General features: G+C 67.1%; 21 protein-coding genes. 6 read left to right on the forward strand and 15 right to left on the reverse strand.

Features of this window, described 5'->3' with window-relative positions:
- Positions 1 to 4: 4 nt before the first annotated feature.
- The 5 genes from ACEYYH_RS13900 to ACEYYH_RS13920 form a co-directional block, all read right to left on the reverse strand.
- Positions 5 to 910 (reverse strand): carbohydrate kinase, encoded by a 906-nt coding sequence (locus ACEYYH_RS13900; RefSeq protein ID WP_374974947.1) that lies wholly within the window; start codon positions 908 to 910, stop codon positions 5 to 7.
- Positions 907 to 1,212 carry a putative quinol monooxygenase gene (locus tag ACEYYH_RS13905; RefSeq protein ID WP_374974948.1) on the reverse strand — a complete coding sequence of 102 codons (306 nt, stop codon included), beginning with the start codon at positions 1,210 to 1,212 and terminating at the stop codon, positions 907 to 909. The genes ACEYYH_RS13900 and ACEYYH_RS13905 overlap by 4 nt, the downstream gene beginning before the upstream one ends.
- Positions 1,213 to 1,273: 61 nt before the next feature.
- Positions 1,274 to 2,074, reverse strand: coding sequence for an ATP-binding cassette domain-containing protein (locus ACEYYH_RS13910; RefSeq protein ID WP_374974949.1), 801 nt, complete (start codon positions 2,072 to 2,074; stop codon positions 1,274 to 1,276).
- Positions 2,071 to 3,105, reverse strand: coding sequence for an ABC transporter permease (locus ACEYYH_RS13915; RefSeq protein WP_374974950.1), 1,035 nt, complete (start codon positions 3,103 to 3,105; stop codon positions 2,071 to 2,073). The genes ACEYYH_RS13910 and ACEYYH_RS13915 overlap by 4 nt, the downstream gene beginning before the upstream one ends.
- 78 nt (positions 3,106 to 3,183) lie before the next feature.
- The gene (locus ACEYYH_RS13920) at positions 3,184 to 4,296 is read right to left on the reverse strand and encodes a substrate-binding domain-containing protein (protein ID WP_374974951.1); all 1,113 of its coding nucleotides are present in this window, start codon (positions 4,294 to 4,296) and stop codon (positions 3,184 to 3,186) included.
- Between the two features lie 116 nt (positions 4,297 to 4,412).
- Here ACEYYH_RS13920 and ACEYYH_RS13925 point away from each other — a divergent pair, with 116 nt between their 5' ends.
- Entirely contained in the window at positions 4,413 to 5,480 is a 1,068-nt protein-coding gene (locus tag ACEYYH_RS13925; RefSeq protein WP_374974952.1) for a LacI family DNA-binding transcriptional regulator, read from the forward strand.
- A 243-nt stretch (positions 5,481 to 5,723) separates the two neighbouring features.
- Positions 5,724 to 9,158 carry a GH32 C-terminal domain-containing protein gene (locus ACEYYH_RS13930; RefSeq protein WP_374978229.1) on the forward strand — a complete coding sequence of 1,145 codons (3,435 nt, stop codon included), beginning with the start codon at positions 5,724 to 5,726 and terminating at the stop codon, positions 9,156 to 9,158.
- Positions 9,159 to 9,331: 173 nt separating this feature from the next.
- Here ACEYYH_RS13930 and ACEYYH_RS13935 read toward each other — a convergent pair whose 3' ends face one another.
- The 6 genes from ACEYYH_RS13935 to ACEYYH_RS13960 all read right to left on the reverse strand — a co-directional run bounded on the left by ACEYYH_RS13935 (position 9,332) and on the right by ACEYYH_RS13960 (position 15,846).
- Positions 9,332 to 10,378, reverse strand: a complete 1,047-nt coding sequence (locus ACEYYH_RS13935) for a LacI family DNA-binding transcriptional regulator (RefSeq protein ID WP_374974953.1) — start codon at positions 10,376 to 10,378, stop codon at positions 9,332 to 9,334.
- 47 nt (positions 10,379 to 10,425) lie between these two features.
- Positions 10,426 to 11,838, reverse strand: a complete 1,413-nt coding sequence (locus ACEYYH_RS13940) for a right-handed parallel beta-helix repeat-containing protein (protein WP_374974954.1) — start codon at positions 11,836 to 11,838, stop codon at positions 10,426 to 10,428.
- Positions 11,839 to 11,863: 25 nt separating this feature from the next.
- Positions 11,864 to 12,700 (reverse strand): carbohydrate ABC transporter permease, encoded by an 837-nt coding sequence (locus ACEYYH_RS13945; protein ID WP_374974955.1) that lies wholly within the window; start codon positions 12,698 to 12,700, stop codon positions 11,864 to 11,866.
- Positions 12,697 to 13,551: a carbohydrate ABC transporter permease gene (locus tag ACEYYH_RS13950; protein ID WP_374978230.1), complete on the reverse strand. Its 855-nt coding sequence runs from the start codon at positions 13,549 to 13,551 to the stop codon at positions 12,697 to 12,699. The genes ACEYYH_RS13945 and ACEYYH_RS13950 overlap by 4 nt, the downstream gene beginning before the upstream one ends.
- A gap of 179 nt (positions 13,552 to 13,730) precedes the next feature.
- The gene (locus ACEYYH_RS13955) at positions 13,731 to 15,128 is read right to left on the reverse strand and encodes an ABC transporter substrate-binding protein (RefSeq protein ID WP_374974956.1); all 1,398 of its coding nucleotides are present in this window, start codon (positions 15,126 to 15,128) and stop codon (positions 13,731 to 13,733) included.
- A gap of 253 nt (positions 15,129 to 15,381) precedes the next feature.
- On the reverse strand, positions 15,382 to 15,846 hold the full coding sequence (locus ACEYYH_RS13960; protein ID WP_374974957.1) for a MarR family winged helix-turn-helix transcriptional regulator: 465 nt from the start codon (positions 15,844 to 15,846) through the stop codon (positions 15,382 to 15,384).
- A 116-nt stretch (positions 15,847 to 15,962) separates the two neighbouring features.
- Here ACEYYH_RS13960 and ACEYYH_RS13965 point away from each other — a divergent pair, with 116 nt between their 5' ends.
- Positions 15,963 to 17,201: an MFS transporter gene (locus tag ACEYYH_RS13965; RefSeq protein ID WP_374974958.1), complete on the forward strand. Its 1,239-nt coding sequence runs from the start codon at positions 15,963 to 15,965 to the stop codon at positions 17,199 to 17,201.
- Positions 17,202 to 17,241: 40 nt separating this feature from the next.
- Complete coding sequence (locus tag ACEYYH_RS13970; protein WP_374974959.1) at positions 17,242 to 17,661, forward strand: heme-binding protein; 420 nt, start codon at positions 17,242 to 17,244, stop codon at positions 17,659 to 17,661.
- A 420-nt stretch (positions 17,662 to 18,081) separates the two neighbouring features.
- Here ACEYYH_RS13970 and ACEYYH_RS13975 read toward each other — a convergent pair whose 3' ends face one another.
- A complete protein-coding gene (locus ACEYYH_RS13975; protein WP_374974960.1) occupies positions 18,082 to 18,366 on the reverse strand; it encodes a hypothetical protein in 285 nt (94 codons plus the stop codon).
- Between the two features lie 157 nt (positions 18,367 to 18,523).
- On the opposite strand from ACEYYH_RS13975, the gene ACEYYH_RS13980 reads away from it, so the two are divergent.
- Both ACEYYH_RS13980 and ACEYYH_RS13985 read left to right on the forward strand, forming a co-directional pair.
- Complete coding sequence (locus tag ACEYYH_RS13980; RefSeq protein WP_374974961.1) at positions 18,524 to 19,903, forward strand: FAD-binding oxidoreductase; 1,380 nt, start codon at positions 18,524 to 18,526, stop codon at positions 19,901 to 19,903.
- Entirely contained in the window at positions 19,900 to 21,240 is a 1,341-nt protein-coding gene (locus ACEYYH_RS13985) for a class I SAM-dependent methyltransferase (protein ID WP_374974962.1), read from the forward strand. The genes ACEYYH_RS13980 and ACEYYH_RS13985 overlap by 4 nt, the downstream gene beginning before the upstream one ends.
- Before the next feature lie 196 nt (positions 21,241 to 21,436).
- Here the strand turns inward: ACEYYH_RS13985 and nrdF are convergent, their stop codons facing one another.
- Genes nrdF through nrdI form a run of 3 tightly spaced genes read right to left on the reverse strand, consistent with a single transcriptional unit; the run spans position 21,437 to position 25,051 of the window.
- Positions 21,437 to 22,411, reverse strand: coding sequence for a class 1b ribonucleoside-diphosphate reductase subunit beta (gene nrdF / locus ACEYYH_RS13990; RefSeq protein WP_109210305.1), 975 nt, complete (start codon positions 22,409 to 22,411; stop codon positions 21,437 to 21,439).
- Positions 22,412 to 22,466: 55 nt separating this feature from the next.
- Entirely contained in the window at positions 22,467 to 24,620 is a 2,154-nt protein-coding gene (gene nrdE / locus ACEYYH_RS13995; protein ID WP_374974963.1) for a class 1b ribonucleoside-diphosphate reductase subunit alpha, read from the reverse strand.
- Positions 24,605 to 25,051, reverse strand: a complete 447-nt coding sequence (nrdI, locus tag ACEYYH_RS14000) for a class Ib ribonucleoside-diphosphate reductase assembly flavoprotein NrdI (RefSeq protein ID WP_116196299.1) — start codon at positions 25,049 to 25,051, stop codon at positions 24,605 to 24,607. The genes nrdE and nrdI overlap by 16 nt, the downstream gene beginning before the upstream one ends.
- Position 25,052 lies beyond the last annotated feature (1 nt).

Below are 25,052 nucleotides of genomic sequence, written 5' to 3' on the forward strand. Positions count from 1 at the left end.
GGGATCAGGAAGCCACGGAGAGCTCTACGGCCCAAGGGAGGTCGGCGCCCGGCCGGCTGACGGTGATCGCGGCGGCATCCACGGCTCGCACCGCGAGGTCCCGCAGCGTCTGCTCCGTGAGGTCACCGTCGTGCAGCGCCGGGTAGTCAGCCACGAGGGATGCCATGAAGGTATCTCCGGCGCCGATCGTGTCAGCGACGACGACACGGCGACCAGGTACCTCCACCACCCTTCCCTCTGCGGCGAGGACGGCGCCTCGCGCCCCGCGCGTGATGGCGACGAGCCGCGGGCCGAGGCGCCCGATCGTCGTCAGTACGCCGGTTTCGTCGAGTCCCGGGTACAGGAAGCCGGCGTCTTCGTCCGAGAGCTTCAGCACGGTGGACCGGCGTGCGAACTCCTCGAACCTCACTCGCGCTCGATCGAGATCGCCGACGAGAGCCGGGCGGATGTTCGGATCGAACGTCACGATCTCGGGGGCGAGCCGGTCGATCTGCTCCAGGACGACCTCATCGCCGGGCGGGAGGAAGGCTGCGACGGATCCCGCGTGGATGGTGCGCGGTCTCACCGGGAGACGCTCTCGCGACGCGGTCCAGTCGATGCTGAACTCGTAGCGCGCCGAGCCATCGTCGAGGATATGGGCGTGGGCCGTCGACGTCGGGCCTGCGCCGAACGACTCGGCCAGCACCCACACACCGGACCGTTCGAGGTGCCGGGTGATCGCACTCCCCCGTGGGTCGGTGCCCAGCCTGGTGAGCAGGGCCACCGCGATGCCCTGACGGCCGAGCCCGAGCGCCACGTTCGCGGGGCCACCCCCCGGCATCTCGACCGCCTCTTCTCCGGCGGTCGTGATGTCGACCAGGGACTCACCGATGACCAGCACGTCGACGTCGGTGGTCGTCGCGTCGATCAACGCCGTGCCTCGAGCGGGCGAAGGAAGCTGAGCTCGCTCGCGCCCCCGACGATGAGAGGGCCGAGCACGCCGTTGAATGCCGCACCCTTGTCGGCGCCGATGTGGGCATCGAACGCCGTCTGATCGCGGTACACCTCGAAGACGACGAACCGGTCCTCCGCCTCAGCGCGTGTGTAGACGTCGAACACGACGTTTCCGGACTCCTGGCGTACGGCTTCCGCGTATCCGCGGATCAGTCCCTCGACCTCGGCGCGGGCGCCGGGTCGTGCCGTGAACTCGGCGTAGAGCACGATCTGCTCCATGTCGTCTCTCCCTCCTGCTCTGCTCGGCCGGGGCTGGGTCGCTCCCCGGCCGAGCGAGGTCTCAGGCCTGTGCGGCTCCGGTCATGATGGCGACGGCGTCCGTCATCGAATGCGACTGCGGAGTGATCGTCGCAGCGCGCTTGCCGAGTCGCTGCACGTGGATCCGGTCGGCGACCTGGAAGACGTGCGGCATGTTGTGCGAGATCAGGATGACCGGCACGTTGTGCTCGCGCAGTCGCTGGATCAGCTCCAGGACCTGGTTGGACTCGCGTACGCCGAGCGCCGCGGTCGGTTCGTCGAGGATGACGACCTTCGAACCGAACGCGGCGGCGCGTGCGACCGCCACGGCTTGGCGCTGCCCCCCAGACAGGTTCTCGACCGCGACGGTCACGTCCTGAAGGGTCGAGATCCCGAGCTTCTGCACCTGCTCGCGTGCTTCCTTGCGCATGCCGGTCTTGTCCAGCGCACGGAAGACCGTTCCGGCCAGTCCGGGCTTGCGCCGCTCCCGCCCGAGGAAGAGGTTCGCGGCCACGTCGAGCGCCGGTGAAACCGCCAGGTTCTGATACACGGTCTCGATGCCTGCGGCACGGGCGTCCTGCGGGCGCTTGAAGTGCACCAGTTCACCGTCGAGCCGCAGTTCACCCTCGTCGGGGACGTAGGCGCCGGTCAGGCACTTGATGAGCGTCGACTTGCCGGCGCCGTTGTCGCCGATGACGGCGAGGACCTCGCCAGGGAACAGCTGCAGGCTCACCCCGTCGAGTCCGACGACCCGGCCGAAGGTCTTGACGAGTCGCTTGGCCTCGAGCACCGGGACACCTTGGGGTGTCGGGGTGGGCTCCACGGCGTCTTCGATGAGGCTCACTTGCGTACCTTCCTGATCCACTGGTCCACCGCGACGGCCACGATGACGAGGATGCCGATCGCGAGGGTCTGATAGAGGCCGTCGACGCCGGCGAGGAAGAGGCCGTTGCGGAAGACGCCGACGATGATCGCACCGAGCAGGGTGCCCCAGATGACACCGCGGCCGCCGAACAGGGACGTCCCACCGATCACGACGGCGGTGATCGAGTCGAGGTTGAGGTCGGCGCCTGCATTCGGGCTCGCGGCACCCGACCTGCCGATCTGGATCCAGGCCGCGACGGCGAGGACGGCGCCTGCCGCGATGTAGACGCCCATCAGCACGCGGCTCGTCGAGATGCCGGCGAGGCGTGCGGCCTCGGCATCGTCACCGACGGCGTAGACGTGACGTCCCCACGCGGTGCGGCCGAGGACGTAGGCGATCAGCACATAGAGCACGAGCATGATGATCACCCCGACGGTCAGGCGCACGTCGCCGATCGGGATGGGGGTCGCGGTCCACGTCAGCAGCTCGGGCATCTCGGCCTTGCGAACCGTCTGCCCACCGCTGTAAAGAAGCGTCAGTGCCACGAAGACATTGAGCGTGCCGAGTGTCGCGATGAACGGGGGAAGCTTCACCCGAGTGACGAGGAAGCCGTTCAGGGCTCCGGTCGCGAGAGCCGCCACGAGGCCGGCGAACAGCGCGAGGGGCGCCGGGAACCCGTTGTGGAACGCGGTCTGCGCCATCACCATGGAGGACAGGATCATCGCGGCACCGACCGAGAGGTCGATCCCCGCAGTGAGGATGATCAGGGTCTGGGCGATGGCTACGGTGCCGACGACCGACACCTGGTCGAGCACCAGCGAGAGATTCGCCGGCGCGAAGAACCGCGGGTTCACGCTGCCGAAGACGATGATCGCGATCACGAGCACGATCGCGGGGCTGATCGCCGGGTACTTGTGCAGCACGCCGCGGATGCGGTCGAGCGGGGTGCGACGGTCGAGGAATTCGGCCGCGAGGTCGAGGGTGGAGGTGGGCGGAGCTGGCTGGGTCACAGTGTCACTTCCGTGGGGGTGGGGAGGATGTTGCGACCGTCGCAGGGGTGACGGTCGCAGCATCCGTCATGGATCGGATTACTTCGTGCCCCAGCAGATCTCTGCGGCCTCGGTGGTGTCGATCGACTCGACGCCCTCGGCGGGCTGATCGGTGACGAGTGCGACGCCCGTGTTGAAGAAGTCGAGGCCTTCACTGGTCTCCGGGGCTTCGCCGGTCTCGACCAGCTCGACGATCGCTTCGACGCCGAGTTCCGCCATCTTCACCGGGTACTGCTGGCTCGTGGCGTCGATGATGCCGTCAGCGACCTGGCCGACACCGGCGCATCCGCCGTCGACGGACACGATCAGCACGTCGTCGCCACTCATGCCGGCGGCCTCCAGCGCCTGGTATGCACCGTAGGCGGCGGGCTCGTTGATCGTGTAGACGACGTTGATGTCGGGGTTCTTGGCGAGGAGGTTCTCCATCGCGGTGCGTCCACCGTCTTCGGCACCCTGCGACGCCTCGTTGCCGACGATGGTGTAGCTGCCGCCCTGGCCGCCCGTGTACGAGCCGGTCGGCTCCTCGTCGCCGTTCACCTCCGGATCGTTGAGCTCGATGCCCATGCCGTCGAGAAAGCCCTGGTCGCGGTTGTAGTCGACAGTCACGGCCTTGTCGTCGAACAGGTCGATGAGGCCGATGACCGCCTCGCCGCCGGCGAGGGTGGTAGCCGTCCACTGACCGATGTACTGACCGGCCAGGTAGTTGTCGGTGGCGAAGGTGATGTCGACGGCGTCCGCGGGATCGGGCACGGTGTCCAGCGCGATCACGAAGAGACCGGCATCGCGTGCCTTCTCGATCGCATCGAGCACCGCCGGACCGTTCGGGGTGATCAGGATGCCGGCGTCGCCCTTCGAGATGGCGGCCTCGATCGCCTGGATCTGGGTGTCTTCGTCGCCGTCCTCCTTGCCCGCGGCAAGAGTGAGGTTGACGCCGTTCTCCTCGGCTGCGACCTTCGCGCCGTCCTGCATCGCGATGAAGAAGGGGTTCGAGTTCGTCTTGACGATGAGAGAGACGCCGATCTCGTCGGAGCCGCCCTCGGTCGGGTTTGCGCCGCTCGTGCCGGCGCAGCCGGTGAGCGTCAGCGCTGCCGCGGCTGACATGGCGAACGCTGCGAACAGTGCGGTGCGTCCCTTGTGCATGTGGTTCTTCATTGAGTTCCTCTCGGCCGACGTTGCCAGGACTGACAACGATGTCAGAAGCGTTTGTATCGCAGCGCTCGGCTAGGGTCAACTGGAATCTTCAATTTCGTGATGGGACTGTGACACCGATGTCAATCGCTAACCCGGCTCGGGGCCAGAAGCCGCGCGCCACGATGAAGCAGGTCGCCGCACTGGCGGGCGTCGGCACCAAGACGGTCTCCAGAGTGGTCAACGACGAGCCGAATGTCGCGCCCGGGACGGCACAGCGCGTGTGGGACGCGGTCCGCGCGCTGGACTACCACGTCGACCTCCAGGCCGGCAGCCTCCGACGCACGGACGGACGCACACGCACGCTCGGCCTCCTCATCTCGAGCGTCGACAACCCGTTCGCCGGAGCGATCCACCGGGCCGTCGAGGATGCCGCGACGGAGCGCGGGGTAGCCGTCTTCGCTTCCAGCCTCGACGACGACGCGGACCGGGAGGAGCGTGCAGTGACCGCCTTCCTGCAGCGCCGAGTGGACGGCCTGATCCTGACCACCGCCGGGCGCCGGCAGAACTATGTCGCACAGCTGCAGGATCGCGGTATCCCCGTCGTCTACGTCGACCGCGAGCCCGCCGGTACGGAGGCGGATTCTGTCACCAGCGACAATCGAGCCGCTGCGCGGGCGGGGACCGAGTGGCTCATCTCCCACGGCCACCGCCGAATCGCCCTGCTCGCCGATCGCCGCGAGATTCCCACGGCTGCCGAGCGCGAGCGGGGATTCCTGGACGCCGCCAGGGACGCCGGGATCCCCACCGCACAGACCCCGGTCATCGCCGGCCTGCGAGATGCCGACGCCGCACACCGAGCACTCAGGGCGCTCCTCGAGTCGGATCAGCCGCCGACGGCGGTGTTCAGCGCCCAGAACCTCATCACCATCGGCGCGATCCACGCGCTGCGCGAAGCGGGAGCGGAGCACTCGGTCGCGCTGGTCGGCTTCGATGATGTGCCGCTGGCCGACCTCCTCGACCCTGGCATCACCGTGATCGCACAGGACCCGCAGGAGATCGGGCGTATCGCCGTGGCGCGCATCTTCGAGCGGCTGGAAGGCGACTCCTCCCCACCCCTCCACCACGTCGTGCCGACGAGCTTCGTCCCCCGCGGAAGCGGCGAGATCCCTCCCCCGTCGCAGCTGCCCGACGCTTCGAGCCGTTAGGCAGGCGCCACGCCGAAGCTGACGACGCGACGGAGCTCGTCGTTGCTTTGTCCAGCGGACAAGCCATAGCATCTCGCCCTGATGATCTGACATCGATGTCAGGCGAGTCGAAGAGACTCTGAGATCGCCAAGGAGGGCGAACAGCTGATGGTGAGAGCACGATGGATGTCACTACCTGGCGTGTCGCGGACCCCGAGGGCTTCGCGGCCTCGCGCCGTCGCGGCCGCGGGGCTGGCCGCGGGGATGATCGCGGCCGCGCTGGTGGGGTTGCCGCCCGCCGGCGCGGAGGAGATCGCGGTCGGCGCTGAGCCCCACCGCCCCGCTGTCCACTTCACGCCCGAACAGAACTGGATGAACGACCCGAACGGCATGGTGTACGTCGACGGCACGTACCACCTCTACTTCCAGCACAATCCGCAGGGGACTCGCTGGGGCAACATGAGCTGGGGCCACGCGACCTCGGACGATCTGCTCCACTGGGAGGAGCAGCCCCTGGCCATCCCGCAGACGTTCGACGACGACGGCCGTCCCATCGAGAGCATCTTCTCGGGATCCGTGGTCGTCGACGAAGACAACACCTCCGGTTTCGGCGACGGGACCCGGGCACCGCTCGTGGCGATCTACACGAGCGCCTACGAGCCGGCTCACCCCACTCGCGCGGGCAAGCAGGCGCAGTCGCTGGCGTACAGCACCGACGGCGGTTACACGTGGACGAAGTACGACGGGAACCCCGTCGTCGACCGGGACTCGGCGAACTTCCGCGACCCGAAGGTGTTCTGGTACGACGGCCCGGCCGGCAGCTACTGGGTGATGACCGCCGTCGAAGCGCTCGACCACAAGGTCGTCCTGTACAAGAGCCAGGACTTGAAGTCGTGGGAGCATCTCTCCGACTTCGGCCCCGCGAACTCGACCGGCGGCATCTGGGAGTGCCCCGATCTGTTCGAGCTGCCCGTCGACGGCGATCCCGACGACACGCGGTGGGTGATGGTGGTGAACCTCAACCCCGGCGCGGTGGCCGGAGGCAGCGGCGGCCAGTACTTCGTCGGCGACTTCGACGGCGTCACGTTCACGAGCGAGACCACGGAAGGCCCGCAGGCCCTGCCGGCGGGCGAGGTGTTCGCGGGCTTCGACGACGGCACGTACAACGGCTGGACGGTCGCCAATGAGCCCGGCAACTGGAGGGAGGGGCCGTGGGGGCCGACGCCTGCGACGGGGGCGCTGCCGGGACAGAACCCGGTGGCCGGCTACATCGGCGCGGGGCTCGTCAACGGGTTCAACGACGGCGACTGGCCGGTGGGCACGTTGGAGTCACCCGCGTTCACCGTCGAGAGCGACTACATCAACTTCCTCGTCGGCGGGGGGCGGCATCCGCACGTCTCCGGCGCGCAGCTGAGCAACGAGCCGCCCGCCGGTGCCACCGTGTTCGACTTCGAGCTGCCCGACGGACAGATCCTCGCCGACGCCGGCTGGGAGATCACCGGCGACTTCGCGACCGAGCCGTGGCGCAACCCGTCGACCGCCGGCGGTGATTACTACCTCGGCGCCAAGCGCCTGAACACGTGGGAGGGCGGTCCGCGCGGCGACGACAACGTGGGCACGTACACCTCGCCGGCCTTCGCGCTCGACGGAGACCACGTCTCGTTCCTCATCGGCGGCGGCAAGCGCACGGACGGGTCGCTCCAGGCCGAACTCGTGGTCGACGGTGCCGTGGTGCGCACGCAGACCGGCCCGGAGGCCGGGCAGCTCAACTGGCGTTCGTGGGATGTCGCGGAGTACCGCGGGCAGAACGCCCAGCTGCGCATCCGAGACGAAGCCACCGGCGGCTGGGGCCACCTGACGTTCGACCATGTGGTGGTCGGCGATGCGCCCGCGAAGCCACGTTCGGACGAGACATCCGTCAATCTGGTCGTCGACGGAGAGATCGTCCGCACTGCCACCGGCGCCGACAGCGAGACCCTCGACTGGGCGAGCTGGAACGTCAAGGAGTTCGAAGGGCGTGAGGCCTCGATCCGGGTGATCGACAACAACCGCTTCGGCTGGGGTCACATCCTGCTCGATCAGGTGATGATGGCAGATGCCGCGGCCCCGACCCGGCTGGAGAGCTACGACTGGCTCGACTGGGGCCGCGACTACTACGCGGCCGTGTCGTACTTCGGCACACCGTCGGGGTCGCGGATCATGCAGGGCTGGATGAACAACTGGGATTATGCCAACGACATCCCGACAAGCGCGTGGCGCAGCAGCATGTCGCTGCCCCGCGAGGTGACGCTCGTCTCGACACCGGCCGGGCCGCGCCTGACGCAGCGCGTGGTGCCGCAGCTGGCCGGCCAGCTCCAGACGACGGAGGCGACGTCGCTCACCTCGGTCGCTGTGGCCGGCGAGACCGACCTCGGTCTCGCGGGCGACGTCGTCAAGCTGGAGGTCGTGCTCCGTCCCGGTGACGCGGATCGGGCGGGCGTGCGCGTCTTCGGCGACGAGGACTCGGGCACCCTCATCGGGTACGACGCCGAGGCAGGACGCCTCTTCGTCGACCGGCGCGACTCGGGGAACACCGCGTTCCACCCGGCGTTCGCGTCGATCGAGGATGCGCCGCTGGATCTCGGCGCCGACGGCACCGTCGCCTTCGAGGTCTACCTCGACCGCGCCTCGGTGGAGCTGTTCGCCGATGACGGGCTGCTCACGATCACCGACCAGGTCTTCCCCGACGCGGGTGCCGACGCGATCACCGCGTGGTCGGAGGGAGGCGAAGCAACGATCGAGCGGATCACCGTCACGCCGATCACGCCCACCATGTGGCAGCAACCCGAGCCCGTCGCAGCACCTGCGGCCCCGGCATCCGTCATCGCCACCGCCGGCGGCGAAGGAGTCGAGGTCTCGTGGACGCCTCCGACCGACGACGGCGGTGCGCCGGTGACCGAGTACCGCGTCTATCAGGACGGCGTTGCCGAGCCGATCGCGACGACGCCGTCCGCCACGTATACCGTGAGTGACCTGATCCCCGGCTCGACCGTGCGGTTCGCCGCCACTGCGGTGAACACGGCCGGCGAGAGCGAGAAGTCGGAGTGGTCGGCGCCGGTGACGGTCCCGGACGGGGCGACCGCCGCGCCCGCTCGAGGCACGCTGTCGCACGACAACGGCTGGGACACCGGTCTTGCCGACGGCGACTACAACGTCACGATGAATCTGTACCACGGGCAGAACGGCTCGTCCTTCCGGCTGTTCGAGAACGGAGCGCTGGTCGCGACGGTTCCGCTCGCGTACGGAGGCACCGCCGCGCAGCAGGCGAAGGTTCCGATCACCGGAAAGCCCAACGGCGTCTACGTGTACACGGGCGAGCTGGTGAACACGAAGGGGGTCGCTGCCACGACCTCGGTGACCGTGAAGGTCACCCAGGCCAATCCGGGCAAGCCCGTGCTCTCGCACGACAACACCGACGGCGACGGCCGATTCACGCTCACCGCCAACATGTGGTGGGGCACGAACGCGACGTCGTACCGCTTCTACGAAGGGAGCACCGTGATCGCCGAGGGCAGCCTCGTCGCGGCGACGCCGGGCCCGCAGTCGGCGACGACCACTGTCGAAGGGGCGTCACTGGGCAAGCACACGTACCGAGTGGAGTTCATCAACGCGGCGGGGGCGACATCCAGCGCTCCGCTCACGGTCACCGTGAGGAAGTAGGCGGCCGACGGGCGGCGCGGCGCAACTCTCGCGGCGTGCCGCCCGCAGAGGTGGAGGGGCTCGAAAGCGGAGTCTGCGGGGCGCGATTCGAACCCCTCCACGTGGTGCGACGATGTCGTCGGTCGATGTCGCCACTCGACGGGGAGCGGCAGAGTCGTGGGCGGGCTGGCGGTCTACGCGGGGCGCTCCGGTCGCGGCGGGGCGACCGACTCGCGCTCCACCACGGGACAGGCCAACACGGTCGGATGCTCGGTGAGCAGGGTCTGCTCTTCTTTGCCGTGAATGAGATCGGCGAGGGTGGATACGGCCCAGGCCCCCATCTCGTAGTGCGGGAGGGAGACCGTGGTCAGCGTCGGGAACAGACTGTCGGGTATCGGCGCCTGGTCGTCGAAGCCGACGATGGAGAGGTCGGCGGGGATGACGAGTCCGCGCTCGCCGGCTGCCCGGTACGCGCCGACGGCCATTCGGTCGTTGTAGCAGAACACCGCGGTGGGAGCCCGGTCGAGCAGCTCCTGGCTGGCACGGTACCCGCCGCGCGCGTCCGCGGGGCCCGCGACCACGAGGTCATCGGTCGGCAGACCTGCCGCGTACATCCCGTCGAGGTAGCCGAGGAGGCGTCCTCGCGTGGCGGGGACGTCCTCGGCGCTCGCGGCGAATGCGATCCGCCGATGCCCCGCGCGCGCGAGCATCTCCACGACCGCGGCGGCGCCCGCACGTTCGTCCGGCAGCACTGCGGGGATGGCCCCCGCGGAATCTCGTGCACCGATCAGCGCGGCGGGCCGGGACCGCAGATTCTCCGGGGCGACGATCACGTCGTGATACACCGTGGCGTAGATGATGCCGTCGACCTGCCGGTCGAGGAAGGCCTGGATCTGGGCCGCGTCCACCTCCGGCGCCGGATTCAGCACGGAGTTGATGATGGCGAGGGTGAGGTTTCGCCGGCTGGCCTCTTCCTGAGCACCGAGGATGATGCGACCGGCGTGGGGGGTGGTCGCGATCTCCTCGGTGACCAGGCCGATCATGTCCGACGCCTGCGTCCGCAGCCCGCGAGCGAGGCGGTTCGGTCGGTAGCCCAGCTCCTCAGCGGCAGCGCGGACGCGCGCTGCGGTGTCTTCGCTGACCCGCGTATGCGGTGTGGCGTTGAGCACGTGGGAAACGGTGGTCTGTGAGACGCCCGCGTGTGCCGCGACGTCCCGGATGCCAGCGGTCTTCTCTGTCACTCGGCTCTCCGTCATCGTTGCTCTCTCACGTTCGTACCACCTTTCGGTCAACGACGGTCCACGCGACGGTCCCCCAGCGCCACTACGCCAGCGGGCAGCGGGGTGGACTCGGCGCGGACGCCGGCTCCGATCGCTGGGGTCGGCCGGAATGCGTTCGCCGCGAGATCGACGACGACCTCGTCATCGCGACCCGAATCGAGGATGGTGTTCCCGGTGGCCGTGGGATCGACCAGGACCGCGGTCACGGCGAGGCGTCGCGAGGCGTGAGTCGCGAGCAAGGCGTCGACCTGTGCCTCGAAGCACGAGTCGCTCGATGAGGTGGCGACGTCCAGCCCCACCACGTGGTTGCTCGCGATGTAGTTGTCGCGGCCGGCCACCAGCCGGATGATCACAGGGGCTACGCCTGCCGGCCGGACGCTCTCGGCGTCGATGACCTCGGAGAAGTGATTGCCGATGATCGAGTTGTCGCTGCCGTTGATCGCCAGGAGCCCGAAGAGGTCGTCCAGCCCGTTGTCCACCGCGAGGAATGGCGTCCAGGGCTCGTGATCGCGGAGGAAGTGGTTCGAGCCCACCAGATTCTCAGAACTGTTCGCGGCGAGGACCATCATCCCCGGGTAGAACGAGTGGAGGCGGTTGTTGGTCACGCTCGATCGGGTGACACCGTGAAGGTGCACGCTGCTCGCGCCGCGCGGAAAGACGTTGTTCGCGGTGATCAGAAGCCCGCCGTGGCTCTCGGCGTAGATCGAGTGACCATGGGGGCCGGCCCCGATGAGGTTGTCGGTGATCTTCGACGCCTGGCCCCAGCTGCGCAGTTCGATGCACGAACCGCATTCCGCGATGAAGTTGTCGTGGATCGAGAGTGCGTCCGCCTTATGGATCGTCAACGCATGCTCGAGGTAGACGAACCCCATGCCTGTGATCCGGAATGAGTCGTTGGCATCCCTGACATGGATGCCCGTCTTCCCGTTGGCGTACGAGTTCTCCGGGTTCTCTCCCGGTTGGTCGCCGACGAAATGCAGCCCGTCGATGCAGAAGCCTGCGAACTCGACTGAGCTGATTCTCGGGCTTCCGCTGCGTGCCACCAGGAATGCGGCGCCGGCGGATTCGTCCTGTGCGTCTGCGGCAGCGATGTCGACGAGGATGCGGCTGCCTCCGGGCCACAGCTCATGCAGCCCCGGCCATTCGCCTTCGGGGACGTTGAACCGGATGCTGGACGAGGTGAAGCCGTGCCCCGCGCCTTCGATCCGCAGGAAGCTGACGTCGATCAGCACCTGGGTGCGAAGTCGGTAGTCCCCGGGCGGGATGTGGATCACGGCGCCCGGCTTCCCCCCGTCCCCGATGTCGGGCGCTGATTGGCGGGCCTTGACGTCCGCGATGATGCTGTTGATCACCTCGCCGATGTCCTGGTGGGGATCGCCGTGAGGCCACGCCGTCACGTCGTAAGTGTTGTCACTCGACATTGATGTCCAATCGTGTCCCGACTTCTCAGCCCTTGACCGCGCCGAGGGTGAGCCCGGCGACGATCTGCCGCTGGAGGAGGAGCGTGAGCAGGATGACGGGGATCGAGTACACCGCCGCCAGCGCCGTCATCCCTCCCCAGTCCAGGCCGAACTGGCTCTGGAAGTTGGCGATCACGACCGGGGTGGTCTGCGCCCTGACGGAGGTGAGCAGGAGCGCGAACAGGAACTCGTTCCACGACGCGAGGAACGCGAAGATCGCGGTCACCGCGAGGCCGCCCGACACCACGGGCAGCACGACCCGCCACATCGCCTGGAGCCGGTTGCAGCCGTCGACCTCGGCCGCTTCGCTCAACTCGTCCGGGACGGCCTCGAAGAAGCTCGCCATGAGCCAGATGGAGAGGGGAAGCGAGATCGTGGTGTGCGCGAGCGCGAGCCCGAAAGAGGTGTCGGTCAATCCGAGGTTGCGCATCACCTCGATGAGGGGCGCCCCCACGGCGATGGTCGGCACCATCCGCGTGACCAGCGCCGCCACGATGAACACGCGTCCGCTGGGGGTGCGAAACCGAGTGATCGCGTAGGCGGCGGGCACGGCGAGCACCAGCGACAGCACGGTCGAGATGACCGCGGTGACCACGCTGTTGATGAGCGCGGCCGGCACTCCCTCGCGGGTGAGCGCGGGTACGTAGTTATCGAGGGTCCACGTCTCGGGCCACACCGATGGCGGCACGGCGATCGCGTCCAGCGGGGGCTTGAACGACGTCAGCAGCAGGTAGAGGAACGGGAACCCGTACAGGATGATGGCGGCGGCGAGCAGCACCCACAGCAGGATGCGGCTCTTGCCTCGGGTTTCGAGCGGATTCATCGTGTACTGCTTCCTGGACGCCAGATCAGCATGATCGCGGCGATGGCCACGGCCAGCATGACGATGAGATAGACCGTTCCCATGGCGCTGGCCAGCCCCGGATCCCCGAACCGGGTCATGGTGCGGTAGATGAGAAGGCTGAGCGTGGTGGTGCTGCCCTGAGGGCCGCCATCGGTCTGGATGAGGATGATGTCGAATGCCCGGGCCGCGTCGATTCCGCGCACGATCAGCGCGACCGCGATCACGGGTCGCAGCAGCGGGATGATGATGCTGAACAGGATCCGCGGGTACCGGGCGCCGTCGATGCGGGCAGCTTCGATCACATCGCCGGGGATGTTCTGCAGTCCGGCGAACAGGACGAGTGTGATGAACGAGGTGGTCAGCCAGATGTCGGGCAGCGCGACCGAGAACAGTGCGATGTTCGGGTCGCTCAGCCACTGGATCTGGTCAGGGCTGGAGAGGATGTGCGCCTCGTAGAGCAGCTGGTTGACGATGCCGAAGTTGTCGATGAGCAGGAATCGCCACAGCAGACCGGCGACCACCGGTGCGATCATCAGCGGGTACATGAACACGGTGCGGAACACGGCCGAGCGTCGGCCGAGGGCGGTGAACAGCAGCGCCACGGCGAGACCGAGGATGAACTCGGCAGTCACCACGAACACGGTGTACACGACCGTGCGGACGGATGCCGACTGGAACGCCTCCGACGCGAACGCCGTGGCGTAGTTCGCGAAGCCGACGAACGTCCGCGGCGCACCGGCGAACGGGGAGATCTCGAAGAAGCTGTCGTAGATGAATCGGATGAGGGGCCACAGCACGAAACCTGCGAGGAACAGGGCGGCCGGCGCCATGAGCAGGAGCGCGAATCGGCGGTCGCCGCTGTCCTTGCTGCGGTGCTTGCGCGGGTGCGGGCGTGAGCCCTGGCGCGGGGGTGCGCCGGGGTGCGCGGCCCGCGGGGGGACGGCCGGGGCCGCCCCACCGCGGGTTGAAGGAGCGAGAGTCTCCACGGAATGCCTTCTGAAGGGATCGTCTACTGGACGATCGACTCGATCTGGGACTTGGCGTCCGACAGGAGCTGCGCGGTGTCCGCTCCCGGCTCGACGGCCTTCTGGATCATCGGAACGAGCACGGAGTCGACGATCTCCTGCCACTGCGGGGTCGCGGGCCGAGGCAGCGACTGCGACGCCTCCAGCGTCATCACCAAGGCGGGATAGTTCTCGAAGCCGGCCTCGCCCTCCTTGCTCTCGAACGCGCTCTTGCGGGCGACCAGACCCAACGAGGTATCGGCGGCGAGGTCATTGTGCTCATACGCGAACGCGATGAAGTCCTTCGCCGCCTCCTGCTTGGCTCCCGACGCGGGAACAGACAGGTACCACGCGCCGGGCACTCCCGCCACGCCACCGGGGCCGCCGATCATCGGCGCGACGCCGATGGCGTCCTTCACGGCGGAATCCTCCGGCGTCTGCCGGTAGGCATGACCCCAGAATCGCATCATCGCGAGCTTGCCCTGGTAGAAGAGGTTCTGCGCTCCCGCCCAGTCCAGCTGCGCGGCGCCGGACGGAGCGTACGGGAGCAGGCTGACGTAGTAATCGAGCGCTTCCTTGTGCGCGGCGTCGTCGATCGTCACCTCGCCAGTGTCGGTGTCGAGCACCATGTTCTCTTCACCGGCCTGCGACACCGTGGCCAGCCACTCCGTCTCGACGGCACCCTTCACATCGGTGCCGTACAGATCGATCGCACCGTCGCCGTCAGTGTCGCGGGTGAAGAACTCCGCGATATCGCGGTATTGCTCCCACGTGGTCGGCGCGGTCAAGGGATAGCCGTACTTCGCTTCGAAGTCGGCCATATTCTTCGGGTCCTCGAAGAGGTCGGTGCGGTAGAAGAGAATCTCGGAGTTCGTCCAGACCGGCATGCCGACGAACGTGCCATCCACCTGCGACTCGCTCACCAGGCCGCCGAACAGGTCGGACTCGACGTCGTCGGTGAACAGGTCGTCCAGCGGCGCCAGCCCCGGCGCGAAGGCGGGAAGCCAGATCGCGTCCAGCGCGGCGATGTCGAAGGAGGGCTTTCCTGCCTGCAGTTCGGACGTGATCCGATCGTAGAGCCCCGCGTACGGAAGCTCCACGAGGGTGACCTCCGTCCCGGTCTCATCCTTGTACAGGTCGGCGATCGGCTGCAGTTCAGCCTTTCCGCCACCCTCGACCACGACGGTGAGCGCACCGGCGTCAGCGGCGGGTTCGCCACCACCGCCTCCGGCGCCGCACCCGCTCAGTGCGATGGCTGCGGTGGTCACGGCGGCCGCCGCAACCAGTCCCCGGCGGAAACGCGCGTCCGCCGACATGCGAAGCTTCATCACTTCGACTCCATTCATTGATGTACAGGAGGGGTGCAGACTCCGGTCGGACGCGATGCCAATACGATTTGCCAAAACGTCTTGGCACGACTTTAGCGGGCGCCACCGAGGCCGTCAAGAATTGGCCGTCATCCGATAGCGGGCCACGTGCGCCCGCTGCCGGCGACGGCGATCGCGAGATTGACGGTCGGCGCCGACAAGGGCGACGTCGACAGGGCGTCACGGCAGACCGCGTGTCCTCATACATCCCGCGGTGAGCGTTCCCGGGGGAACGCGGCACGAGTCCCGGGCGAGGTTTACCAGCTCAGCGCGAAAGCTGCGTCTCGCCTCACGCACCCGCCGCCGACAGCGCTGGCAGCGCGACGCCATGGAGCGCGTCCACGACGGGAGCGAGCTCTGGCCGGTCGGCGGCGTCAGTGAGCGCACGCTCGAGGGCCTCGTCGTGCACAGGCAGCGCCCGGTCATAGAGTGCGCGCCCGCTGGGAGTGAGCTCGGTATAGATGCCGCGGCGGTCGTCGGCGCACAGGATGCGCGTGAGCAGCCCCCTGTCTTCGAGGCGGGTGACCAGACGCGTGGTGGCGCTGGGGCTGAGCGCTGCAGCACGCGCGAGCTGCTGCATCCGCATGTGCCAGCCGTCCTGCCGACTGAGCGCGTCGAGGACCGTGAACTCCACCACGGACAGTTCGACCGCCGCGAGGCCGCGCTCCAGTTCCGACTCGATCAGTCCGTGCAGCGCCGCGAGCGTGCGCCACCCTTGCGCTCGCACCTCAACAGCGTCGTCGCCGATGCCCATGTGACACTCCTGAATAAATAGTTGCTTGCGCGGTGTATTTGCGTGTGCAATGATCTTCCTTGCTTGTGCATTATCCCGCGCTTGCAACTACCTTACCGTCTCACGAGGAGATTGTCATGCCTTTGGGTCTCGTGGCGCTGGCTATCGGCGCTTTCGGCATCGGGTTGACCGAGTTCGTCATCATGGGCTTGCTGCCCGAGGTCGCCGCCGATTTCGGCGTCTCCGAAGCAGCCGCCGGATGGCTGATCTCCGGCTACGCCCTCGCGGTGGTCGTCGGGGCGTTGGTGCTCACCGCGGCAACCACCCGACTGCCCCGCAAGCCCGTCCTGCTCGGCCTGATCGTGCTGTTCATCCTGGGGAACGTGCTCACCGCGATCGCCGAGGACTACAGCCTCGCGATGATCGGCCGCATCCTCGCCGCTCTGTGCCACGGCGCGTTCTTCGGGATCGGCTCCGTCGTCGCCGCAAGCATGGTGGCCCCGGACAAGAAGGCCGGCGCCATCGCGATCATGTTCACCGGACTCACCGCCGCCAACGTGCTCGGCGTCCCGTTCGGAACGTTCCTCGGCCAGCAGCTCGGTTGGCGCTCGACGTTCTGGGCGATCTCCGCGATCGGCGTCCTCGCGTTCATCGGCATCGCCGCCCTCGTGCCGACCCTTCACAGCCCGGAAGAGCGGATCAGCATCCGCGGCGAACTGCGAGCGTTCCGCTCCGGCCAGGTGTGGCTCTCGCTCCTCGTGACCGTCCTCGCCTATGGGGGCATGTTCGGCGCGTTCACCTACATCGCCTACACCCTGACGGAGGTCACCGGGTTCCCCACCACCGCGGTGCCCTGGCTGCTCGTCCTGTTCGGCGCCGGCCTCGTGGTCGGCAACTGGCTCGGCGGCAAGCTCGCCGATCGCTCCATCGACGCCACCCTGATCGGCTTCATCGCGGCACTCGTGGTGATCCTCGCCCTCTTTGCGCTGTCCGCGGGATCCCAGGCCGCCACCATCATCGCCCTGTTCCTGATGGGCGGATTCGGATTCGGCACCGTGCCCGGTCTGCAGAGCCGCATCATGATCTACGCCGGCCAAGCTCCCACCCTCGCCTCGGGCGCGAACATCGGCGCGTTCAACGTCGGCAACGCCATCGGCGCATGGGCAGGCGGCGTCGGCATCGCCGCGGGCCTCGGCTACACCTCCCCCATCTGGATCGGCGCCGTCATCACCGTCGCCGCCCTCGTCGTCATGATCATCGCGGCCGCAGCCGGACGCAGTACGCGAACGGATGCTGCAGCCGCTGGCGTTGCGGAGGGCTCGTCGACCGGCGCGAATACGTCGGAGAACGCGACCGCAGACTCCCCCGCCCGTTGAGCCGACCACTATCCAACACCGATCGAGAAGGAGAATCCCCATGACCACCACCATCAGCAAGCTCACGACCGCCGACGCCGACCGCCTCATCGCCGCCGCCCGGGACGCCGCCGAACGGGCCGGCGCAACCGTCAGCGTCACCGTCCTCGACGCCGGAGGCCACCTCCTCGCCTTCCGTCGCGACGACAACGCGGTGCTGATCTCCGGGGAAACCAGCATCCGCAAGGCTTACACGGCCCTTCAGCTCGACGCCGCCACTGCGGACGTCGTCGACGCGGTGAAGCCCGACGGACCATTCCACTCCCTGCAGACGGCGCTCGACCGACCGCTGCTGTTCATCGCCGGAGGGGTGCCGGTTCACCGTGACGGCCACCTCATCGGCGCGATCGGCGTCGGGGGCGGCGCCCCCGCCGACGACCACCGGTTCGCGACCGTCGCCGCGGCGACGATCGGGTCCTGAATGTGGAGCGATCAATTGCCCGTACTCCCGAGGAGGTCTTCGCCGACCACGCCACGCGGCTACGATCGGGCGACCTCAAGAGCGTTCTGCACACTCGGCTGAGTCGGCGCGCGCAGGGAAGTATGGGCTGCGTGAGTTCGCAAGGAGTAGCAGCCCCTCCTCGCTGCTGAACGCCGAGGTGGTTGCTCACAGTCAGGCGAAGGCTGCCGGGTTCCGCTGAAGCACTGCGGCGTGTCCGAGGGGACTGCCGCTATCGACCCATCGAGCGAGGGCTGCCGGGGCGAGCAAGGTTCTCGGCTGCGAGGGAGCGGCACCGATGACGCCTTCCAGTTGTTGAGAGAGGCCGTTCGGTTGGTGAGTCCATCTGAAGCCAGTCATGTGCTGCGGCGCACAACCAATTCACTGATTCGCTGCAGGAACTCATCTCCCGTCCGTGTCCAGCCCGGAATCAGCGCCGACGCCCACAAGGACGGCTGGATGAAGCCGCTCGCCGTACCGCTGAACGACCTGATCGATGTTCTCCCTGACGTCGGATTCATCCAGGCGAAGTTCCTCGACATCGACGAGAACCTCGTCGACGCCCAGGTGCCGTGGTCCGAGATCATCGAAACTCTCATCACCTATGGCTACACCGGGTGGGTCTCCAGCGAGTACGAAGGAGAGCGAACCGTGTATCGAGGCCAAGAGCAGGTGCGACGTCACCACGCTCTGATGAGATCGATCGAAACTGAGGTCCGATCGCGATAGAACGCGACCACCCCCGGGGGTGCGTCCGAGCGCGGCTCCGCTTGCGCGCTGTGAGACCAGACCTGCAGCGAGCGGGATCCATCACCTGAAACCCGCCGCAGACTAGCGTGGGGTCGTGTCCGCACCCGCGACCGACGCCCGCACCGCGCACGCCGCCGGCGTGCGGCGGCTGCTCGAGAGCTACTGGGCGCTGCCGCCGGACGCGCAGGTCCGGCTCGCCAAGCGCACCTCGAACCTGTTCCGCTCGCGTTCGGCAACTGCCGCCCCCGGCCTGGACACGTCGGGGTTGACGGGAGTCATCCGCGTCGATCCTGAGGGTCGCACGGCGGACGTCGCGGGCATGTGCACCTACGAGGATCTCGTCACCGCGACGCTGCCTCACGGGCTGGCACCCCTCGTCGTGCCGCAACTGAAGACGATCACGCTCGGCGGCGCGGTCACGGGCCTGGGCATCGAGTCGACGTCGTTCCGAAGCGGGCTGCCGCATGAGTCGGTGCTCGAGATGGATATCCTCTCCGGTGCGGGGAAGGTGATCACGGCATCCCCGAGCGAGCACGCCGACCTGTACCGGGCGTTCCCCAATTCGTACGGCACTCTCGGCTACGCGGTGCGACTGCGCATCGAACTCGAGACGGTTCAGCCGTTCGTGGCCCTTCGGCACGTGCGCTTTCACACGATCGACGATCTGATGGCGGCAATGGACCGCATCGTCGCAACGCGTCGGCTGGACGACGTGCCGGTGGACTATCTCGACGGCGTGGTGTTCAGCGCCGACGAGAGCTACCTGTGTGTCGGGACCCAGAGCTCCGCGCCCGGTCCGGTCAGCGACTATACCGGCCGACACATCTACTACCGGTCCATGCAGCACGACGACGCCGCGAGGGCTGACCGACTCATCATCCACAACTACCTCTGGCGGTGGGACACCGACTGGTTCTGGTGCTCGGCGGCGTTCGGGGCGCAGCATCCACTCGTCCGTCGCGTGTGGCCCCGACGCTACCTCAGCAGCGCCACGTACAGCAGGCTCATGCGGCTGGAACGCCGATTCGACATCGGGGATCGCCTGGAGAAGATGCGCGGGCGCCCCGCACGCGAGCGCGTGATCCAGGACATCGAAGTGCCGATCGCCCGGTGCGCCGAATTCGTCGACTGGTTCCTCGGGAACGTGCCGATCACGCCCATCTGGCTCTGTCCGCTGCGATTGCGCGACGAAGACGCGTGGCCGCTCTACCCGCTGCATCCAGCCGAGACCTACGTCAACGTCGGCTTATGGTCGACCGTGCCGGTCGGCGTCACCGAAGGCGAGACGAACCGGCTGATCGAGCGGAAGGTGGGCGAGCTCGACGGGCACAAATCGCTGTACTCCGACGTGTTTTATTCGCGGGAGGAGTTCGACTCGCTCTACGGCGGGGCCGACTATCGAGCGGTGAAAAGGCGGTACGACCCCGACGGGCGACTGCTCGACCTCTATCAGAAGGCTGTGCAACGACGATGACCACATCCGAGGAACGGACGGATGCCGCGGCCGATGGCGACGCGGACGGCACGGGCGACGCGGACTCCGGCAAGCTCTCGCTCGCCGAGGTGCTCGAGATCTTCACGGCGGGCCGGCTGCCGCTGCGCTTCACCGCGTATGACGGCAGCACGGCCGGACCTTCGGACGCGCCGTTCGCCCTTGACCTGAAGACACCCCGCGGCACGACCTATCTCATCACCGGGTTCGGCGATCTCGGGCTCGCGCGTGCCTACATCGCCGGCGATCTCGACATCCGAGGCGTGCACCCCGGCGACCCGTACGAGCTGCTCAAGACGCTCGAGAGCCTCGAGTTCACGCGACCATCGCCGCGGCTCATGGCCCGGATCGTCCGCTCGATCGGCGTGGAGCATCTGCGCCCGGTCGCGCCGCCGCCGCAGGAGGTGCCCCCGCGCTGGAGGCGCATCGCCGATGGCCTGCGGCACAGCAAGTCGCGCGATGCCGAGGCGATCCACCACCACTACGACGTCTCGAACATCTTCTACGAGTGGGTGCTCGGCCCGTCGATGACCTACACGTGCGCGTGCTATCCGCACCTCGACGCGTCGCTGGAGGAGGCACAGGAGAACAAATACCGGCTCGTGTTCGAGAAGCTGCGGCTGAAGCCGGGCGACAGGCTGCTCGACGTCGGCTGCGGCTGGGGCGGCATGGTGCACTACGCCGCTCGTCGGGGCGTCCACGCCCTCGGAGTGACGCTGTCGCACGAGCAGGCCGGGTGGGCGCAGCGCGCTATCGCCGACGAAGGGCTGGAGCACGCTGAGGTGCGGTACGGCGACTACCGTGACATCGCCGAGACCGGTTTCGACGCGGTGTCGTCGATCGGGCTGCTCGAGCACATCGGGGTGCGCAACTACCCGGCGTACTTCCGCTTCCTGCGCTCGCGGATACGCCCGGGAGGCCTGCTGCTCAACCACTGCATCACCCGCAGTGACAACAAGACCGAGCCCGCGGCGCGGGGGTTCATCGACCGCTACGTCTTCCCGGACGGCGAGCTGACCGGTTCGGGTCGCATCATCACCGAGGCACAGGATGCCGGGCTCGAAGTGCTGCACGAGGAGAACCTGCGCCCCCACTACGCCCTGACGCTCCGTGACTGGTGCGCGAACCTCGTCGAGCACTGGGACGAAGCGGTCGCCGAGATCGGACTGCCTGCCGCAAAGGTGTGGGGCCTCTACATGGCCGGATCCCGGCTCGCCTTCGAATCGGGCGGGATCGAGCTGCACCACGTTCTGGCCGTCAACTCCCGGGGGAGCAGCGACGATGCCGACCTTCCGCTGCGGCCGTGGTGGACGCCATAGCGGCGCGCGGCCGGCGTCGCGGCGGTTCTCATCTCGAGTCCGCCACGCTTCGTGCCGCGATTGTGCGGGCGGGTGAGCGTTCGCTGTCGCTACCGGGTCTGGTGTGAGAAGGCACGAAAAGAGGCCCGGACCCGCAGAATCCTGCGGGTCCGGGCCTCTCAGCCGCCCAATATAGGCGAGGCGTGATCTGGAACTTCTAGAAGTCCCAGTCCTCGTCCTCGGTGGCCTCGGCCTTGCCGATCACGTACGACGATCCCGACCCCGAGAAGAAGTCGTGGTTCTCGTCGGCATTAGGCGACAGGGCCGACAGGATCGCCGGGTTCACGTCGGTGACGGTCGAGGGGAACATCGCCTCGTAGCCGAGGTTCATGAGGGCCTTGTTGGCGTTGTAGTGCAGGAACTTCTTGACGTCCTCGGTGAGGCCGACGCCGTCGTAGAGGTCCTGCGTGTACTGCACCTCGTTGTCGTAGAGCTCGTAGAGCAGCGAGAAGGTGTAGTCCTTGATCTCGTCGCGCTTGGCCTGGTCGACCGTCTCGAGTCCGCGCTGGAACTTGTAGCCGATGTAGTACCCGTGCACGGCCTCGTCGCGGATGATCAGGCGGATGAGGTCGGCCGTGTTGGTGAGCTTCGCCCGCGATGACCAGTGCATCGGCAGGTAGAAGCCCGAGTAGAACAGGAACGACTCCAGCAGGGTCGAGGCGACCTTGCGCTTGAGGGGCTCGTCGCCGCGGTAGTACTCCATGACGATCTGAGCCTTCTTCTGAAGGTTCGGGTTCTCGACCGACCAGCGGAATGCCTCGTCGATCTCTTTCGTCGAGCACAGCGTCGAGAAGATCGACGAGTACGACTTCGCGTGCACCGACTCCATGAACGCGATGTTCGTGTAGACGGCCTCTTCATGCGGCGTGATCGCGTCGGGGATGAGCGACACCGCGCCCACCGTGCCCTGGATCGTGTCGAGGAGCGTGAGCCCCGTGAACACGCGCATCGTGAGGGTCTGCTCCTCAGGGGTGAGCGTGTTCCACGACTGGATGTCGTTCGACAGCGGCACCTTCTCGGGCAGCCAGAAGTTGTTCACGAGGCGGTTCCACACCTCGAGATCCTTATCGTCCTGGATGCGGTTCCAGTTGATGGCCTGGACGTGGTCCAGGAGCTGGAGCTTCTCGCTCATCTTTCCTTCTTCTCCGAAAACGTTTCGTCTCGCAAGCTCGCTCAACGACCGGGGGTCACAGCGTGCAGCTGACGCACTCGCTCATGTCGGTGCCCTCCAGCGCCATCTGGCGGAGGCGGATGTAGTAGATCGTCTTGATGCCCTTGCGCCAGGCGTAGATCTGGGCCTTGTTGATGTCGCGCGTGGTCGCGGTGTCCTTGAAGAACAGCGTGAGCGACAGCCCCTGATCGACGTGCTGGGTGGCGGCGGCGTACGTGTCGATGACCTTCTCGTAGCCGATCTCGTACGCGTCCTGGTAGTACTCCAGGTTGTCGTTCGTCATGAACGCCGCCGGGTAGTAGACGCGGCCGAGCTTGCCTTCCTTGCGGATCTCGATCTTCGCCGCGATCGGGTGGATCGACGACGTCGAGTTGTTGATGTACGAGATCGAGCCGGTCGGCGGCACCGCCTGCAGGTTCTGGTTGTAGATGCCGTGCTGCTGGATCGAGGCCTTCAGCGCGCGCCAGTCGTCCTGCGTCGGGATGTGGTGGCCGGCGAACATCTCGGCGACCTTGGCCGTCGCGGGCACCCACTCCTGCTCGATGTACTTGTCGAAGAACTCGCCCGACGCGTACGTCGAGTCGGCGAACCCGTCGAAGGTCTCGCCCCGCTCGATCGCGATCTTGTTCGACGCGGTGAGCGCGTGGAACAGCACCGAGTAGAAGTAGATGTTCGTGAAGTCGACACCCTCTTCCGACCCGTAGTAGACGTGCTCGCGGGCGAGGTAGCCGTGCAGGTTCATCTGCCCGAGGCCGATCGCGTGCGAGCGGTCGTTGCCGTCCTCGATCGAGCGGACCGAGCGGATGTGGCTCTGGTCGCTCACCGCGGTGAGGGCACGGATGCTCGTGTCCACCGTCTTCGCGAGGTCGCCGCCGTCCATCGCCAGGGCGATGTTGAGCGAGCCCAGGTTGCACGAGATGTCCTTGCCGATCTGGTCGTACGACAGGTCCTCGTTGAACGTGGTGGGCGTGTTGACCTGCAGGATCTCGGAGCACAGGTTGGACATGTTGATCCGGCCCTTGATCGGGTTGGCCTTGTTCACCGTGTCCTCGAACATGATGTACGGGTAGCCCGACTCGAACTGGATCTCCGCGAGGGTCTGGAAGAACTCGCGCGCGTTGATCTTCGTCTTCTTGATGCGCGGGTCGTCGACCATCTCGCGGTACTTCTCGGTGACCGAGATGTCGCCGAACGGCACGCCGTAGACACGCTCGACGTCGTACGGGGAGAAGAGGTACATGTCCTCGCCGTTCTTGGCCAGCTCGAACGTGATGTCGGGGACGACGACGCCCAGCGAGAGCGTCTTGATGCGGATCTTCTCGTCGGCGTTCTCACGCTTCGTGTCGAGGAACCGCATGATGTCGGGGTGGTGCGCGTTGAGGTACACCGCACCGGCGCCCTGACGCGCGCCGAGCTGGTTGGCGTACGAGAAGGAGTCTTCGAGGAGCTTCATCACGGGGATGATGCCGGAGGACTGGTTCTCGATCTGCTTGATCGGCGCACCCGACTCACGGATGTTCGACAGGAGCAGCGCCACGCCGCCGCCGCGCTTGGACAGCTGCAGGGCGGAGTTGATGCCGCGGGCGATCGACTCCATGTTGTCTTCGATGCGGAGCAGGAAGCACGAAACGAGCTCGCCGCGCTGCGCCTTGCCGGCGTTGAGGAACGTGGGGGTCGCGGGCTGGAAACGGCCTGAGATGATCTCTTCCACCAGGGCGGTGGCGAGCTTCTCGTCGCCGTCGGCCAGCGCGAGCGCGGTCATGACGACGCGGTCCTCGAAGCGCTCGAGGTAGCGCTTGCCGTCGAAGGTCTTCAGCGTGTAGCTGGTGTAGTACTTGAACGCCCCGAGGAACGTCTCGAAGCGGAACTTCTTCGAGTACGCGAGGTCGTTGAGCTTCTGGATGTACTCGAACGAGTACTTGTCGAGCACGGCGCCCTCGTAGTACTCCTTCTCGACCAGGTAGTCGAGACGCTCCTTGAGGGAGTGGAAGAACACCGTGTTCTGGTTCACGTGCTGCAGGAAGTACTCCCGCGCCGCACGCTTGTCGGCGTCGAACTGGATCTTGCCGTCGGCGTCGTAGAGGTTGAGCATCGCGTTGAGGGCGTGGTAGTCCATGCCCTCGAAGCGTGCCTGTGTCTTGAAGTCGGTCTGCGTCAGAGTTCCCACCATCGTTCCAATCCCGCGTTCACGCGTTCCACATCTTCAGGCGTGCCGAATACCTCTAGCCGGTACAAGTGCGGCACGTGACACTTACGGCTGATGATGTCGCCGGCGATGCAGAAGTGCTCGCCGAAGTTGGTGTTCCCTGCGGAGATGACCCCGCGGATGAGGCTGCGGTTGCGCTCGTCGTTGAGGAACCGGATGACCTGCTTCGGAACGGCGCCCTTCTCGACGCCCCTTCCCTGGCCTCCGCCATAAGTGGGTGTCACGAGGACGTACGGCTCGTCGACCACGAGCGCCGGATCCGTCGAATGAAGCGGGATCCGGACTGCTCGCGCGCCGAGCTTCTCGATGAAACGTGCCGTGTTGCCCGACACACTCGAGAAGTAGACCAGCAGTGGCGCGCTCGTCGCGACGCCTGGCGTCGCGAGAGCAGACATT

Source organism: Microbacterium trichothecenolyticum, assembly GCF_041938625.1.
Taxonomy (GTDB): domain Bacteria; phylum Actinomycetota; class Actinomycetes; order Actinomycetales; family Microbacteriaceae; genus Microbacterium; species Microbacterium trichothecenolyticum_D.